Origin of the sequence: Pseudoalteromonas sp. B131b (assembly GCF_037162545.1) — a bacterium.
GTDB lineage: Bacteria > Pseudomonadota > Gammaproteobacteria > Enterobacterales > Alteromonadaceae > Pseudoalteromonas > Pseudoalteromonas fuliginea.
On the sequence record NZ_JARLUZ010000001.1, the window covers coordinates 1,549,410 to 1,564,347 of the forward strand.

The 14,938-nt window shown below is 40.3% G+C and carries 12 protein-coding genes and 2 pseudogenes; 4 read left to right on the forward strand and 10 right to left on the reverse strand.

Annotated features, from left to right (window positions below; genetic code table 11):
* Positions 1–145 precede the first annotated feature (145 nt).
* A pseudogene (locus P4S65_RS07085) lies at positions 146–504 on the reverse strand (DUF5522 domain-containing protein).
* Between the two features lie 43 nt (positions 505–547).
* Here P4S65_RS07085 and P4S65_RS07090 point away from each other — a divergent pair.
* Positions 548–874: a hypothetical protein gene (locus P4S65_RS07090; RefSeq protein WP_337119835.1), complete on the forward strand. Its 327-nt coding sequence runs from the start codon at positions 548–550 to the stop codon at positions 872–874.
* 542 nt (positions 875–1,416) lie between these two features.
* Here P4S65_RS07090 and P4S65_RS07095 read toward each other — a convergent pair.
* Positions 1,417–2,385: a class 1 fructose-bisphosphatase gene (locus P4S65_RS07095; RefSeq protein ID WP_033032267.1), complete on the reverse strand. Its 969-nt coding sequence runs from the start codon at positions 2,383–2,385 to the stop codon at positions 1,417–1,419.
* Between the two features lie 154 nt (positions 2,386–2,539).
* On the opposite strand from P4S65_RS07095, the gene P4S65_RS07100 reads away from it, so the two are divergent.
* Entirely contained in the window at positions 2,540–4,969 is a 2,430-nt protein-coding gene (locus P4S65_RS07100; protein WP_337119836.1) for a zinc-dependent metalloprotease, read from the forward strand.
* A 465-nt stretch (positions 4,970–5,434) separates the two neighbouring features.
* Complete coding sequence (locus P4S65_RS07105) at positions 5,435–6,208, forward strand: YggN family protein (RefSeq protein WP_007376785.1); 774 nt, start codon at positions 5,435–5,437, stop codon at positions 6,206–6,208.
* A gap of 607 nt (positions 6,209–6,815) precedes the next feature.
* Here the strand turns inward: P4S65_RS07105 and rsuA are convergent.
* The gene (gene rsuA, locus P4S65_RS07110) at positions 6,816–7,514 is read right to left on the reverse strand and encodes a 16S rRNA pseudouridine(516) synthase RsuA (RefSeq protein WP_337119837.1); all 699 of its coding nucleotides are present in this window, start codon (positions 7,512–7,514) and stop codon (positions 6,816–6,818) included.
* Between the two features lie 59 nt (positions 7,515–7,573).
* Here rsuA and zapE point away from each other — a divergent pair, with 59 nt between their 5' ends.
* On the forward strand, positions 7,574–8,683 hold the full coding sequence (gene zapE, locus P4S65_RS07115) for a cell division protein ZapE (RefSeq protein WP_337119838.1): 1,110 nt from the start codon (positions 7,574–7,576) through the stop codon (positions 8,681–8,683).
* 1,224 nt (positions 8,684–9,907) lie between these two features.
* Here the strand turns inward: zapE and P4S65_RS07120 are convergent.
* The 7 genes and pseudogenes from P4S65_RS07120 to P4S65_RS07150 all read right to left on the reverse strand — a co-directional run bounded on the left by P4S65_RS07120 (position 9,908) and on the right by P4S65_RS07150 (position 14,872).
* Complete coding sequence (locus P4S65_RS07120; RefSeq protein WP_337120738.1) at positions 9,908–11,320, reverse strand: tetratricopeptide repeat protein; 1,413 nt, start codon at positions 11,318–11,320, stop codon at positions 9,908–9,910.
* A gap of 27 nt (positions 11,321–11,347) precedes the next feature.
* Positions 11,348–12,004 (reverse strand): energy transducer TonB, encoded by a 657-nt coding sequence (locus P4S65_RS07125; RefSeq protein ID WP_337119839.1) that lies wholly within the window; start codon positions 12,002–12,004, stop codon positions 11,348–11,350.
* A gap of 1 nt (position 12,005) precedes the next feature.
* Positions 12,006–12,410 carry an ExbD/TolR family protein gene (locus tag P4S65_RS07130; RefSeq protein WP_007378977.1) on the reverse strand — a complete coding sequence of 135 codons (405 nt, stop codon included), beginning with the start codon at positions 12,408–12,410 and terminating at the stop codon, positions 12,006–12,008.
* Positions 12,411–12,415: 5 nt separating this feature from the next.
* The gene (locus P4S65_RS07135) at positions 12,416–12,796 is read right to left on the reverse strand and encodes a MotA/TolQ/ExbB proton channel family protein (RefSeq protein ID WP_007378976.1); all 381 of its coding nucleotides are present in this window, start codon (positions 12,794–12,796) and stop codon (positions 12,416–12,418) included.
* A 3-nt stretch (positions 12,797–12,799) separates the two neighbouring features.
* Positions 12,800–14,101 (reverse strand): annotated as a pseudogene (locus tag P4S65_RS07140) (MotA/TolQ/ExbB proton channel family protein); the annotation flags it as partial.
* Positions 14,101–14,682 carry a DUF3450 family protein gene (locus P4S65_RS07145; protein WP_337119840.1) on the reverse strand — a complete coding sequence of 194 codons (582 nt, stop codon included), beginning with the start codon at positions 14,680–14,682 and terminating at the stop codon, positions 14,101–14,103. The gene P4S65_RS07145 and the pseudogene P4S65_RS07140, both read right to left, overlap by 1 nt.
* Positions 14,594–14,872 (reverse strand): hypothetical protein, encoded by a 279-nt coding sequence (locus tag P4S65_RS07150; protein WP_337119841.1) that lies wholly within the window; start codon positions 14,870–14,872, stop codon positions 14,594–14,596. Before P4S65_RS07150 ends, P4S65_RS07145 begins: the two co-directional genes overlap by 89 nt.
* Positions 14,873–14,938: the final 66 nt, after the last annotated feature.

Here is a 14,938-nt window from a genome sequence, read left to right on the forward strand (position 1 = left end):
CACGTTAAAAGCGCAGCTTTGCGGTTTAATTTACAAGCTTCGTTAGTCCCGCCTGCAACCTGCTCATCTACAGATAAATTTAACACCGAGTAAAGATTAGCTGTAGACGTAGAGCTTGCTCACGTTAAAAGCGCAGCTTTTCGCTTTATTTTTTATAACCGTACGGGCAATTTTTACAACCGTTTTTACAACACGAACCGCGCTTTAAAAAAACCACTTACTAAATATCATGTAACCACTTTGCATGGTGTAATCGAGCCCTTCAATTAAATTGTCGTTACCTCTAAATTGTTTTGCAAAGTTTATTTGGGTTTTAATAGGTTGTGTATAAACACCCTCTAAAAAAGTATTTATTTTATTAAGCGTGCACTTGCGGCATAAACAACTTGTTGCTGTGATATCAAGCGGTAAAATAGCTGGCAGCTCATTGCACCAACACGCTGATATATCGTCTACATTACACGTTAGAGTACTGTGGCATTGAGTGCAGTTAAGTTGAGTCATTATAATTCTTTTTAGTAACAGTGAGCCAAGAATAACAAATATTATGAATACACAAAAAGCATTAGCTGAATTTATTACGTTTGGTGAGCAAAGGGACGAAGCTATATCGGTTATCGTTTCAAGCCCTGCTGATAGTAATAAAACTCACTGTACTCTCTCAACCGAGGTTTTAATTGATGTACTTAAACGTTGTCTAAGTAACGAAATAGACTTGGATGATTTAGAGCTTTGGGCAAACGTAATTGAATCACGAGATGATATTGATTGTGCTGAGCATGAAGGTGTTATTTATGCGCTCAGTAATAGCGAGCAAATGGGAGAGCTTAATCATCAAAAGCTTGCTCAAATAGTTGCGTTAGTAAAAGTTTGATTTATTTAAAAAGCGAGGTGTAAAACCTCACCTACAACATACACCAACTCGTAGGTGCGAATTTACGTCCGCTCATGTAACGTAGCTTGGGTGTTTAAAAAGCGAGGTATAAAACCTCACCTACAACATACACCAAACCGTAGGTGCGAATTTACTTCGCGCTCATGTAACGTGGCTTTGGTGTTTAAAAAGCGAGGTATAAAACCTCACCTACAACATACACCAAACCGTAGGTGCGAATTTACTTCGCGCTCATGTAACGTGGCTTGGGTGCCAAAAAGCGAGGTATAAAACCTCACCTACAACATACACCAAACCGTAGGTGCGAATTTACTTCGCGCTCATGTAACGTGGCTTTGGTGTTTAAAAAGCGAGGTATAAAACCTCACCTACAACATACACCAACCCCGTAGGTGCGAATTTACTTCGCGCTCATGTAATGTTGTTTTGGAGTTTAAAAGCGAGGTGTAAAACCTCACCTACAAAAAAACCGCACTTCAATTGAATGCGGTTTTTAAATTGAGAACAATCGTTTTAAGCGATTATTTATGATATCCCAAGCACGTTTCAACTTCGTTTTTAGAACCTAAAATAACGGCTACTCGCTGGTGGATTGCATCAGGCTGAATATCCATAATACGCTCAGTACCGGTCGATGCGATACCGCCAGCTTGCTCTACTAACATAGCCATTGGATTTGCTTCGTAAAGTAGGCGTAATTTATTAGGCTTTTTAGGATCTTTGGTGTCGGTAGGGTAAGTAAATAAACCGCCACGGCTAAGCACGCGATGTACATCGCCCACCATTGCTGCAATCCAGCGCATATTAAAGTTTTTAGCGCGCGGGCCTGTATCACCTGCTAGCAAATCATCGATGTAGTTTTGCATAGCTGGTTGCCAATGGCGTTGGTTAGACGTATTAATGGCAAATTCGTTTGTATCAGCAGGAATATCAGCAAAATCTTGTGTAAGTAAAAAGCTGCCTTGTGTTTTATCAAGAGTAAACATGCGCGTGCCTTTACCTGTAGTCAGCGCAAGCATTGTTGACGGGCCGTAAAGTACGTAACCTGCTGCAACTTGCTTATGACCTGGCTGCATAAAAATGCTTTGATCAGCTGCGTCAGAACCTTCAGGCGCTTCCATAATAGAAAATATAGTACCCACAAGTGAGTTAATATCGGTATTTGACGAGCCATCGAGTGGGTCAAATGCCACTATGAATTTAGCATCTGGGTTGCCTGCTACTGTGTAGTCTTCTTCTTCAGAGGCGATTGCTTTAACCGTACCAGATTCCAGTAAAATATCTTTTAACAGCTGATTAGATAATACATCGAGCTTTTTTTGAGTTTCCCCCTGAATGTTTTCATCAAGGGTTGAGCCTAATACGCCAGAAAGCGCGCCTTGACCAACGCGAAACGAAATTTCTTTACATGCTGCTAAAATTGTTCGAATTAATGATAAAAGTTCTCTTGAACAACCATCTTCAAGTAATACTGGAGGGAGTCTACGCATTCTATTTTCCTGATAACGTGTTAAAACCAATCATAATGTGAGAGAGATTAGCTTAGAGCGCTGAAATTCGTCTTAAATAACTGTATTGTTTAAATAGCACCCTATAATGGGACCACCTAATCGTACTTAAAACACAAATAACAAAGATAAGATTATGAAAAAAATACCACTACTAAGTTACATATTCTTTACTGTGCTGTGCTCTATCATAACTCAAGCGCACGCAGCAATTAAGTCAATTGATGAATTTACTACGCAAATGAATCATTTTCCGGGCTATTATTCGTTTTTTTACGATACCCAAAACGCAAAAGTATATTTAAAAGTTGATAAGTTTGAACAACAATTTTTACTGCAGCAAAGCTTGCCTTACGGTATTGGCTCTAACGATATAGGCCTTGATAGAGGTCAGCTTGGTAATACTCACCTTGTGCAGTTTGAGCGTTTTGGCGACAAAGTAATGCTGCGGGCTGTAAATACTTACTATCGTGCCAACACAAGTAATAAGGCTGAACAGCAAAGCATTAAAGAAGCGTTTGCATCAAGTATACTTGCTGGTTTTAAAGTAGTCGCAGAAGATAAAGCCACAGCACTTATTGATTACACACCTTACTTATTAAGTGATGTACATGGCGTAAGCCGCACGCTTGCTGCACGTAAGCAAGGGAACTTTAGCCTTGATGAATCACGCAGCGCCGTTTATATAAATCGCTCAAAAGCATTTGTAAAAAACACCGAGCTTGAAGCCGTACTTACATTTAAGGGCACAAAACCAGGTGAATTTGTTCGCCAAGTAAGTGCCGCCCCTTATGCGCTTACTGTTCATATGCATCATTCACTTATTCAATTACCAGATGATAACTACACGCCTCGTAAGTTTAATCCGCAATCAGGTTTTTGGAGTATAGAACATAAAGATTACGCAGCGCCGCTTGGTGACTCTATGTACGTGCGTTATATACCGCGTCATCGTCTAACTAAAAAGGACTCAAGTTTACCAATTAGTGAACCTGTTAAACCAATTGTTTATTACCTGGATCCTGGCGTTCCAGAGCCTGTAAAAAGCGCTTTGCTTGAAGGTGGAAAGTGGTGGAACGACGCATTTACTGCTGCAGGATATAAAAATGCATTTATAGTAAAAGTACTGCCAAGTAATGCCGACCCTATGGATATTCGTTACAACGTCATTCAGTGGGTACACCGCGCAACGCGTGGCTGGTCATACGGTAGTTCTGTAATTGACCCACGTACAGGTGAAATACTTAAAGGGCACGTAACACTTGGCTCATTGCGTGTTCGCCAAGATATTTTAATAGCTGAAGCACTCGCTGCTCCTTATTTAAAAGGCAATGAAGTTGCTAAAAACTTGCAAGCAATGGCGCTTGATCGTATTCGCCAATTAAGCGCGCATGAAATTGGTCACACATTAGGTATTGCTCATAACTTTGCGGCATCGGTAGGGGATAGAGCTTCTGTAATGGATTACCCACACCCGCTACTTAGTTTTAATGAACAAGGTAAGCTTGATGTAACGCGCGGCTATGCAACAGGCATGGGCGTGTGGGATACCCAAGTAGTTAAATATGGTTATAGCGATTTTACTAACCAAGATGAAAGCGCAGAACTCGCTGCTATTTTAAAGGAGAATAAAACTAAAGGCCTTGAGTTTATATCAGATAGCGACGCTCGTGCTAAAGGTGGCGCGCATCCAACCGCTCATTTATGGGATAACGGCACTAATCCTTCGCAGGAACTTTTAAGAGTACTCGACGTACGCAAAAAAGCGCTTTCGCAGTTTGGTATTAATAATATTAAAACGGGCGATGCATTATCGCAATTAGAGGAAAAACTAGTTCCGCTTTATCTGTTTCACCGTTTTCAGGTTGAGGCTGCAGTGAAACTTATAGCCGGTGTTGATTACGAATACGAAACACGCAGTGACTCACCCGCAAAAGGCGCACAAGTCGTTAATAAAAAAACACAGCAAGAAGCGGTAAACGCTATTTTTGCAACGCTTAAGCCAAGTAACTTATTACTTCCTGAATCTGTACTATCGCTAATTCCGCCAAAAGCGTATGGCGAGTCTAAGTCGCGCGAGAGCATAGTTGGGCGCACAGGGTTAACGCTCGATGCAATGGCATTACCCGAGGTTGCAGTGCAGCACAGCTTGTCGCTTTTATTAAATGCACAACGTTTAAACCGCCTAGCGCAGCAACAAGCACGTAGTAATGACTTTTATAGTTTAGATGAACTATTAAAGACGCTTTATAGCCACGTGTTTAACGTATCGTCGCCTAATACAATGACAGGTAAAATAACTCAGCGCGTACAATTTTTAACAGCAAAAACCATGGCTGACTTAGTAGCAAGCGATAGTGCAAGCCCTGAAGTGCAGGCGCAGTTACGTTACTACTTAGTTAAGTTGAGTGAAGACTTTAACCAAAACTCAATATTGAGCCATACCAGTACTGGCGAGAGTGCGTTTAAGCAATATTTAGCCGAACAAGTAAATCAGTTTTTAATTAAAGGGCAATGGCCAAATAATTTTAAAGTGTTACCAATACCACCTGGATCGCCAATTTAATTATAAACCTCGCTCTTGAGCGCCAATAGCATGTTTAAGAGCGCGAAGTAAATCCGCACCTACAGGGTTGTATATATTGTAGGTGAGGTTTTACACCTTGCTTTTTAAACACCCAAGCCACGTTACATGAGCGCGGAGTAAATTCGCACCTACAGGGTTATACTTATTGTAGGTGAGGTTTTACACCTCGCTTTTTAAACACCCAAGCCACGTTACATGAGCGCGAAGTAAATTCGCACCTACAGGGTTACACATATTGTAGGTGAGGTTTTACACCTCGCTTTTAAACACCAAAGCCACGTTACATGAGCGCGAAGTAAATTCGTACCTACAGGGTTGAATATATCGTAGGTGAGGTTTTACACCTCGCTTAATTAGCTGTGTATTGTGCATGTTCTTTTACTTGCATAAAGTTGGTTTTTTGTTAACCTACTCGCCTTCCATTTTAGTCTTTTTGAGGTGTTTATGGCGTTTCTATCTCGTTCGATATTGGCGTTGTCCATAGCACTTTCAAGCACCAGTGTATTTGCTCAAAAGCAATGTGATGTAGAACTCAGGCATGGGTTAATCATCACCGACGATGTAATTCGAATTGTTGATAAAGGCCAAACACGTGTGCAAATTAACAACAATAACCAACTGTTTATTCGCGGTTATTGGGTTGATTTAAGTGATGACGAAAGTAAAGTGCTCGAGCAGTTTAGTAATGGTATTCGCCATACAGTCCCTGAACTAGTTAATTTAGCCACCGATGGTGTTAATTTAGGTTTAAGTGCTATTGAGCACGTGGTTGAAGGTATGTCAGATAAAGAGCCTGAGGTGCTTAAAACCCAACTGCAATATGTAGAGCGTGCGCTAATGGATAAATTTAAGCGCGGCGATGATTTCTTTTTTATAGCCCCACAATCACTTTCTCAAATAGATGATTTTTTTACTAAAGAGATCAGCCAAAAAATTCATTCCGCAGTTCATGGGTCTCTCGGTGCCATTTTAGTGTCACTAGGTGATGCGTTTAAGTCCCGAGAAGGTAATATAGAAGATCGTATTAACGATATGGGACAACGGATGGATATCATTTCAAAAGAAATTGATAAATCATTGCAAAAAAAAGCACATCAACTTGAGCTAAAAGCTTCAGAATATTGCGAATGCTTGAACGCGCTCGATGTTACTGAGTCTCGCCTGCAGGCAATTGTACCAGGCATGGCTGACTTTGATTTAGTACAGATAAAATCGTAATTTAAATATTAACTATAAAAGCGCGAAGTAAATTCGCACCTACTGGGTTGCACATATCGTAGGTGAGGTTTTATACCTCGCTTTTTAAACACCCAAGCCACGTTACATGAGCGCGAAGTAAATTCGCACCTACAGGGTTTTACATATTGTAGGTGAGGTTTATACCTCGCTTTTTAAACACCCAAGCCACGTTACATGAGCGCGAAGTAAATTCGCACCTACAGGGTTTTACATATTGTAGGTGAGGTTTATACCTCGCTTTTTAAACACCCAAGCCACGTTACATGAGCGCGAAGTAAATTCGCACCTACAGAGCTGCACATATTGTAGGTGAGGTTTATACCTCGCTTTTTAAACACCCAAGCCACGTTACATGAGCGCGAAGTAAATTCGCACCTACAGGGTTGCACATATTGTAGGTGAGGTTTTATACCTCGCTTTTTAAACACCAAAGCCACGTTACATGAGCGCGAAGTAAATTCGCACCTACAGGGCTGTGTATGTTGTAGGTGAGGTTTTACACCTCGCTTTTTAAACACCAAAGCTACGTTACATGAGCGCGAAGTAAATTCGCACCTACAGGGTTGCACATAATGTAGGTGAGGTTTTATACCTTAATCTCATCAGCTGTTAGCAATCTATACTTACCACTTGCTAAGTTTTCATCTAATTTAATACCTGCAATTTTTTCACGGTGCAATTCAACCACTTTGTTATCTACTGCGTAAAGCATACGTTTAACCTGATGAAATTTACCTTCACTTATTGATAAACGCAGTCCGTAATTAGCAAGACGATCGGCAATAGCTGGGCGGGTTAAATCTTTTTCGTTATGCAGCATCACACCTGTGCGTAATTGCTCAAGCGCTTCGTCGGTTATAGGTTCTTGAGTTTCTACTAAGTAAGTTTTAAATTTATTGCTTTTAGGTGACGTAATTTTATGTGACCAATCGCCATCATTAGTAATAATAACTAACCCTGTGGTGTCTATATCTAAGCGACCTGCAACGTGAAAGTCGCTCATATTTGGCTCATCAAGTAAGTCAAAAACGGTTTTATGTAGCTCGTCACTGTTAGCACACACATAACCAACCGGTTTATTTAGCATGTAATAGCGCTTACCTAAAAATACCAAAGGCGTACCTTGGTGCAGTACTTCGTCTTGCTGGGCTAACTGAAAATTATGTGAGGTAATTATTTCGCCATTAACGCTTACTTCTTTTCGCTTAATACTAGCGCGGGCTTGCGTGCGTGGCATTTCAGCTAAGTGGCTAATAAATTTATCTAAGCGGCAAGGGAATTTCATTTTGGTTCACATTTTTAGTCGGCTACAATGGGCGCGATTATAGCCGATTGTGAAATACCATGACAGTGCACAGCACACAAATATTAAGCCTTTACCAAGCAAAAATAGACACGGGTGAATTGTGTTTTGATGCTGCGCAGCAAAATGCGGTGGAAGCTTTAAATACGCTAAGCGAGCAACTTCAAGTTCACACATTATGGTGGCAAAAAGCGCCCTTAACAAAAGGTGTTTATTTATATGGACCAGTAGGGCGCGGTAAATCTATGCTGATGGATTTATTTTATAAAAACCTACCGATTGAGCAAAAGCAGCGACTGCATTTTCATCATTTTATAGCACAAGTGCATACCCAACTTTCGCAGCTACAAGGTCAAAAAAATCCATTAATCTTAATTGCAAAACAGTGGGCTAAAAACATCCGTTTACTGTGTTTTGACGAGTTTTTTGTGAGCGACATCGGCGATGCCATGATTATGGCCAGATTGTTCAATGCGTTGTTTGAACAAGGTGTTGTGCTGGTGGCCACATCGAACGCAAAGCCAGAGCAGCTTTATTACAACGGCCTACAACGAGTGCGATTTTTACCTACTATCGATTTAATTAATAACCATTGCCATATAATTAACGTGGCAGGGGAGGACGATCACCGCTTTAGATATGGTAAAAACAGCCGGCACTATTTTATTAATTTACCTAAACATGATTTTCAAAATGAGTTTTTAGTTTCTTATCCTGCTGCAACATACAGCAATACAATTAGCGTGCATGGCCGTGATTTACCTTATTTATTAAAAGCCGATAATGCCTTAATGATTGATTTTATGGCGCTATGCTCCGGCCCGCGTAGTGCTAACGATTATATGTATTTAGCAACGCAATTTGATGTGTTATATGTATCGAATGTGCCACAAATGGGTGTTAAGGCGACGGGTAAAGTTATAGTTCACGGTATAGAAGATAGTTATCAGCGCGAAAAACAAACACTTGATGAGCACACATTTGACGACGAAGCGCGTCGCTTTATTGCCTTAGTAGATGAATTTTACGATTGCCATAAATTGCTGGTAATAAATGCGCAAACCGACATTGAACATTTGTATAAAGGTAAAAAATTGCGCTTTGAATATGCACGCACACAATCACGCATAGTCGAAATGCAAAATTTGTAACGCTTTGGTTTGATATATAGTAGGCGTAGAGCTTGCTCACGCGAGAAGCATAGCTTCTAATTATTAAGCAATTTTAAAAACTGCGTTTTTACACGCCAGCAAGCTGTGCGTCTACAAGTGAGTTTAACCACAGCGTTAAATTTTATCTGTAGGCGTAGAGCTTGCTCACGCGAGAAGCGTAGTTTCTAGTTATTAAGCCATTTTAAAAACTGCGTTTTTACACGCCAGCAAGCTGTGTGGCTACAAGTGAGTTTAACCACAGCGTTAAATTTTATTTGTAGACGTAGAGCTTGCTCACGCGAGAAGCATAGCTTCTAGTTATTAAGCTATTTTATAAAAACTGCGTTTTTACACGCCAGCAAGCTGTGCGTCTACAAGTGAGTTTAACCACAGCGTTAAATTTTATCTGTAGGCGTAGAGCTTGCTCACGCGAGAAGCGTAGTTTCTAGTTATTAAGCCATTTTAAAAACTGCGTTTTTACACGCCAGCAAGCTGTGTGGCTACAAGTGAGTTTAACCACAGCGTTAAATTTTATTTGTAGACGTAGAGCTTGCTCACGCGAGAAGCATAGCTTCTAGTTATTAAGCTATTTTATAAAAACTGCGTTTTTACACGCCAGCAAGCTGTGCGTCTACAAGTGAGTTTAACCACAGCGCTAAATTTTATCTGTAGACGTAGAGCTTGCTCACGTGAGAAGCGTGAGCTTCTAGTTATAAAGCTATTTTAAAAACGGCGTTTTTACACGCCAGCAAGCTGTGCGTCTACAAGTGAGTTTAACCACAGCGTTAAATTTTATTTGTAGACGTAGAGCTTGCTCACGTTAGAAGCGTGAGCTTCTAGTTATTAAGCCATTTTTAAAACTGCGTTTTTACACGCCAGCAAGCTGTGCGTCTACAAGTGAGTTTAACCACGGCGTTAAATTTTATCTGTAGGCGTAGAGCTTGCTCACGCGAGAAGCGTAGCTTCTAATTATTAAGCTATTTTAAAAACTGCGTTTTTACACGCCAGCAAGTTGTGCGTCTACAAGTGAGTTTAACCACAGCGTTAAATTTTATCTGTAGACGTTGAGCTTGCTCACGTGAGAAGCGTGAGCTTCTAGTTATTAAGCCATTTTAAAAACTGCGTTTTTACACGCCAGCAAGCTGTGCGTCTACAAGTGAGTTTAACCACAGCGCTAAATTTTATCTGTAGACGTAGAGCTTGCTCACGTGAGAAGCTATAAACTTACCCTTCTTGGCGCACAATATTTTCAAGTGCACGAATATTGGTAATTAAATCCTGGCGTTGCGGGTTAGCTTGCAATGCTTTTCTAAGATGCTTCAGCGCACTAGAGTAGTCTTTAGAATCAATTGCTATTTGCGATAATCCAAGCCATGCCGATAGTTGGTAATCAGGAAGTGCCTGTGCACGAACATACATAAGTTTAGCTTGGGTGAGTTGGCCTTTACTGCGATATATACTTGCTAAACTAAGTAAAGCATCACCTAAATTCGGGTTTATTTTAAGTGCGTTGTTTAAACTTTTAAGTGCGCGCTTAGTATTACCTTGTTGCATAGCAATTTGTGCGCTGTATACAGAAAACTGCGCTTGTTCATCACGGGGTAGCTGCTTAGTTAATCTTTTTGCGCTGCCTATTAGCTCTTTAGCTAAATCCCATTTTTGTTGAGATACAAGCCAAGCTAGCGTTTGCATCGTGGTATTAATAACCTCAACTTGCTGCTGTTTAGTGGCGTGTTTTAAACCTTGCTTTAATAAACTAACAGCGCGTTCAGTGCTGCCTTCACTTAAATGCAGCTGGGCTGCTAAAAGCTGGTTACTGGTATCTTTAGGGTTGAGTTTTAAGGCCACTTCAATGGCGGCAAGTGCTTTTTTATTTTGCTCTAATTGCAGTGCTATTTGTGCACGTTGTAACCACAATTGAGCATTATCAGGTGTTTTATTAAGTAACTCTTTTAATAATGCATTTGCTTGATTTAAATCGCCCGATTCAATTAAGGCAAACAATAGCCCTTGTTGGTACTGAGGCGTTTCAGGGGCAAGCATCAGTGCTTGACGATAAGCGGCTACTGCGCTCCAAGGCTGGCTGTGTTGTACATGAATATAAGCAAGTTGCGCATAACTTTGTGCATCTGCTTGGCCCTGTTCAATACTGTGTACTAGGTGTGTTTGTGCCTTGTTGTAATTTGCTTGTTGCATGTATAAAAGACTCAAGCCTTGGTGTGCTTTTACTAAGTTAGGTGCGGCTTTTAAACATGCTAAATATGCATTTTCGGCGTTATCGAACTCTTTTAAGGTGAGTAAAACCTGAGCACGCAATAAATTGAGTGCGGTGCTATCTTGCGTGAGGTCGCGGTTTTTAAATAGCGCGGCTACTTCGTTATAATTACCTGCTTGTAGTAATGGTTGCACTTGGCGTGCAAAGCCACGTTCAGTCGGTTCAATAAGCATTTCAGTAGGACTAAGTAATTTATTATTTATGGCCAATTGCCATGTTGGATCGCTAGGAGATAAAATTACTTTCAGTGGAGTACTAACTGTGTTTGCATTCACATTACCAACAGCTAATAAAGGCAATGAGCACATTAAAGTTGTTAGTAATGCGTGAGTGAAAGGTTTTAGCGTTTTAATTACGTTCATATTTTTCATTTTAATAAGGCTTAAAGCTTAAGGTTTAAATTCGATGGGCCAAATAAAGCGAGCGCGTACGGCTTCGCCTTCTTTTTTAGGTGCGCTAAAGCGACTCTGTTTAATTATTTTATCGATTGCAGGTTTAAGCGACGGATACGGATTTTGCACCACTTCAATCAAACTTACATTGCCACCCTCATCAATTAGTACATCGAGCTTTACGGTAAATGTATCAATACCTTGGCGAGTTAAGCTTTTTGGGAGTAATGCTTTTACTGGTGTGAGTAAAGTGGGTAGGCCGTCGAGCTGGTTTAGGCTAAGTGCATCCCAATTTACATTGACCGATTGCCATTGTGGCGTACTTACTTTTACACTTGGCGTATCGGGTCTTACAATTTTTAGTTTACTCTTTATTTTAATTTTAACTGCTTGAATAGAAGCGCCAGCACCTTCCACCATTAAGCTTTGCGCAGGCTTATTTGCTTGTTGCTGTTGTATTGAAGGCGGAGGTGGTGGCGGTAATGCCACCATAGCTACCTCGCGTACAATAACTTTATCTTGCACTATATGTTCAGCTAGTTGAGCGAGCCATAAAAGTAACAATGCAGCAGTAAGTACTATTAGGCTTAGCGCAAATGCAAACAATGGATGACGAATATTTCGTGATTTTTGGGCCGGCGTAATTGCGTACATATTATTGTTTGGTCGCTAAATTAACTTGTGCAGCACCGGCAAGCTTTGCCTCGTCAATCACTTGAACAAGCAACTCGGTAGGTACTGTTTTATCGGCTTGAATAACCACAGGGCGCTGTTGTTGCTTTAGCATTTGTTCAACGCTGCTACGCACGCCAGCAACACCAATTTGGCTGCCATCAAAAAATACTTGTTGGGTGTCTGTTATGGCTAAAAATATAACTTGTTGTTCTAGACGGCTGGCCGATACGGCTTGTGGTTTATCAACCTCAACGCCACTCTCGCGTACGAATACCGTAGTCACAATAAAAAATATTAACAATATAAATACCACATCAAGTAGCGGCGACATATCAATATGTTGGCCAGATTCTTGTTCTAAGCGATGTTTTAAACGTGATTGCATGCTTATTACCCTAATTGTTTACTTAGTGCATGTAATTTAGGGTTGCGCTGCGAATATGCTAAATAGGCTTGCATTAACCAAGCAGGAATAGCGCACACCAGACCAAGTTGAGTGGTTAGTAATGCATGGCCAATTGCATCACTCATTAACTCATTATGACCCTGAGCCATAACTTTAAAGGTATCGAGTAAGCCAACAATTGTGCCTAGTAAACCAAGTAGTGGCAAAGCCGCAGTTAAAATAGAGCTTACTTCTTGCCAATAACCTTTGCGTTGTGTTTGATAATGTTTCAGATGTAGTAAGTCATGAAAAATCAATTGATACACAAATAAAGCCAGTAAAATAATGCACCAACAAATAGGGTTACTAATGATTTGATCAAACATTGTTTTTCCTTCATCTAGCTGACTTAGCTGTAATGCAAAGCCTTCTAATTGGCTGTAATAGGCTTTAGCTTTACGCGATAACAAGGCGTTTAGTACCAGAGCTGGTATAGCAACGACTAAACCAAGTTCTGTGGTTATGAGTGCTTGTGCAATGCCACCTGATACGACCTCAGGATCGCCTGATCCGAACAAGGTCATCATTTTGAATGTTTCGATCATACCGCTTACAGTACCCAGTAAGCCAAGTAGTGGTGCTACTGCTGCAGTAACGGCTATTGCACCAATAAAGTTATCGAGCTTGTGTTTATCGTGGATAAGTTGGTTAAATAACTGATCATCTCGTACTTGGCCTTTTTCGCTTTGCAAGGTTAGGTTAAATAGCTGTTGCTGCATGCCATTAAATTCGCTGCTATTTTTACTTATAAACAATTTCTGTAATTGCAATTGCGAGTGCATTTTTATTTTATTTAAACGCAGTAACTGAGCTGCTTTCAGTAATGCGATAGTTAGTGCAAAGCAGGCAAATAAAATAATAGGAATAGCCCATAAACCGCCTTTTTCTAAATGCTCCAGCGGACTTTCTTGTTGAGACTGACTCGTTACTAAATGCGTTAAACTCGGATCAAAAGTGAGGAGTGTAGATCCTACGCCATTTTGTTTTAAGGTATTATCGAGTGGGTTATCGTCACTTGTAGATTGCACTAGCGCTACCTTTAACGCGTTAGATTTGTCGTCTAAATCGAGTAATCCAGCTAGTTTTGGGGTTTGTGTACTAAACCAAGCAACTGGGCCTATTTTAAGGGTATTCGCTTGGCTTAATTCGCCATTACTTAGCACAACCGATTGCTTTTTAAATTGTGGATAAAGTGCCTGTTTTTGGCCATTAATAAGCGATACTACTTGTTTCAACAATTCGTTTTGATCATTAGTAATGTGTTGGTTTTTACTATTTTGGCGTACAAATCGATTTAACAAATTTAGCTGATATTGTTGCTGCTGTTGCCATGTATCTAGGCGTGTTTGCAGCTGATTTAAACTCAAAGTATCTTCATCAGCAAGGCGGCGGTTAACGGCAGCCTGCTCACGTAATTTACTCAGTGATTGCTGCTTGTTAAATATATTGTTAGCAAGAGCAGCTTGCTCTTTGGCAATGTTATTTTGAGTTTTATTCAACGCGCGTTGAGCTGTTTTAATGTCACTTAAAATACTTTGTTGCGCGTCATCACTGCTTGCTGCAAAAACGATGTTTGCACTAAAGAGTAAAGCTAAAATATTAGCTATTGTAAGGATGCGGGCGAAAATCATTATTTAGCCCCTTTTTGTGTGTTTTTTGCATAACTTAAGATAGGTAGTGTTACCCAGTCAGCAGCGCGCTTTTTTTGTTGAACAGCTATTCCTAATGCAACTTGCTCAGCGTTAATACTCGGATCGAACTCCCACTGCCAGCCTAAATCACTTGGAAAGCCAATGCCTACATAACTTAAATCTTCACTTACAAACCAAGCTTGGGCTGCACCTAAGTAAAGCTGTTTTACCCATACTTCTTGGCCGTCAGGGTGCAGAATTGCCATTTCGTGTATAGAAATCCGTTGCTGAAAATCACGTAATAACCCCAGCATCTTGAGTGCTGTTTGCAATTTATCTGTGGTATTTAGTTGTGAGTTAGTTAAATCACCTGTGTTTTTCCAACTACTTAAAAGTGGCGGAGGTAATTGAACTTGTAATGAAAGTAATTGCTGGGAAATGCGTGTAAGTTGTTCGTTTAATTGTTGTTGATCGTTTTCAAGTTCCGATTGTTTAGTAACAAGCTGTTCGCGTTTTTGAGTAAGCTCGCTGGTGCTTTTTTCTACGCTGATTAAGCTCGCTAAGTTGCTGCTGCTCAGCATCTAAAAGCGTTAATGTTTGCTCCATACTGCTTTTTTGTTCAAGCCAATGAGTATTTAATTTATTGTTTTGATTTTCTATTTTCAGCCATTTGTTGATGAGTTGTTCTAATTCGCTAACGGTATCGGCTTGCACTGTCATAGCGCAACAAAGCGCGATAATCATACTGATTGGTTTAATTAAACTTCGCATTGTTCAACAAAGACCCTGAAAGTTACGACGAGTAATTACATGGAGCAATTACTGTTAATTTTTAAG

Excerpts from the sequence above, each read along its gene's own strand:
- P4S65_RS07095 (WP_033032267.1), bottom strand. The coding sequence starts at position 2,385 with ATGCGTAGACTCCCTCCAGTATTACTTGAAGATGGTTGTTCAAGAGAA.
- P4S65_RS07150 (WP_337119841.1), bottom strand. The coding sequence starts at position 14,872 with ATGCGAAGTTTAATTAAACCAATCAGTATGATTATCGCGCTTTGTTGC.
- P4S65_RS07090 (WP_337119835.1), top strand. The coding sequence starts at position 548 with ATGAATACACAAAAAGCATTAGCTGAATTTATTACGTTTGGTGAGCAA.
- P4S65_RS07120 (WP_337120738.1), bottom strand. The coding sequence starts at position 11,320 with ATGAACGTAATTAAAACGCTAAAACCTTTCACTCACGCATTACTAACA.
- P4S65_RS07145 (WP_337119840.1), bottom strand. The coding sequence starts at position 14,682 with ATGCTGAGCAGCAGCAACTTAGCGAGCTTAATCAGCGTAGAAAAAAGC.
- P4S65_RS07130 (WP_007378977.1), bottom strand. The coding sequence starts at position 12,410 with ATGCAATCACGTTTAAAACATCGCTTAGAACAAGAATCTGGCCAACAT.
- rsuA (WP_337119837.1), bottom strand. The coding sequence starts at position 7,514 with ATGAAATTCCCTTGCCGCTTAGATAAATTTATTAGCCACTTAGCTGAA.
- P4S65_RS07125 (WP_337119839.1), bottom strand. The coding sequence starts at position 12,004 with ATGTACGCAATTACGCCGGCCCAAAAATCACGAAATATTCGTCATCCA.
- P4S65_RS07105 (WP_007376785.1), top strand. The coding sequence starts at position 5,435 with ATGGCGTTTCTATCTCGTTCGATATTGGCGTTGTCCATAGCACTTTCA.
- P4S65_RS07100 (WP_337119836.1), top strand. The coding sequence starts at position 2,540 with ATGAAAAAAATACCACTACTAAGTTACATATTCTTTACTGTGCTGTGC.
- zapE (WP_337119838.1), top strand. The coding sequence starts at position 7,574 with ATGACAGTGCACAGCACACAAATATTAAGCCTTTACCAAGCAAAAATA.
- P4S65_RS07135 (WP_007378976.1), bottom strand. The coding sequence starts at position 12,796 with ATGTTTGATCAAATCATTAGTAACCCTATTTGTTGGTGCATTATTTTA.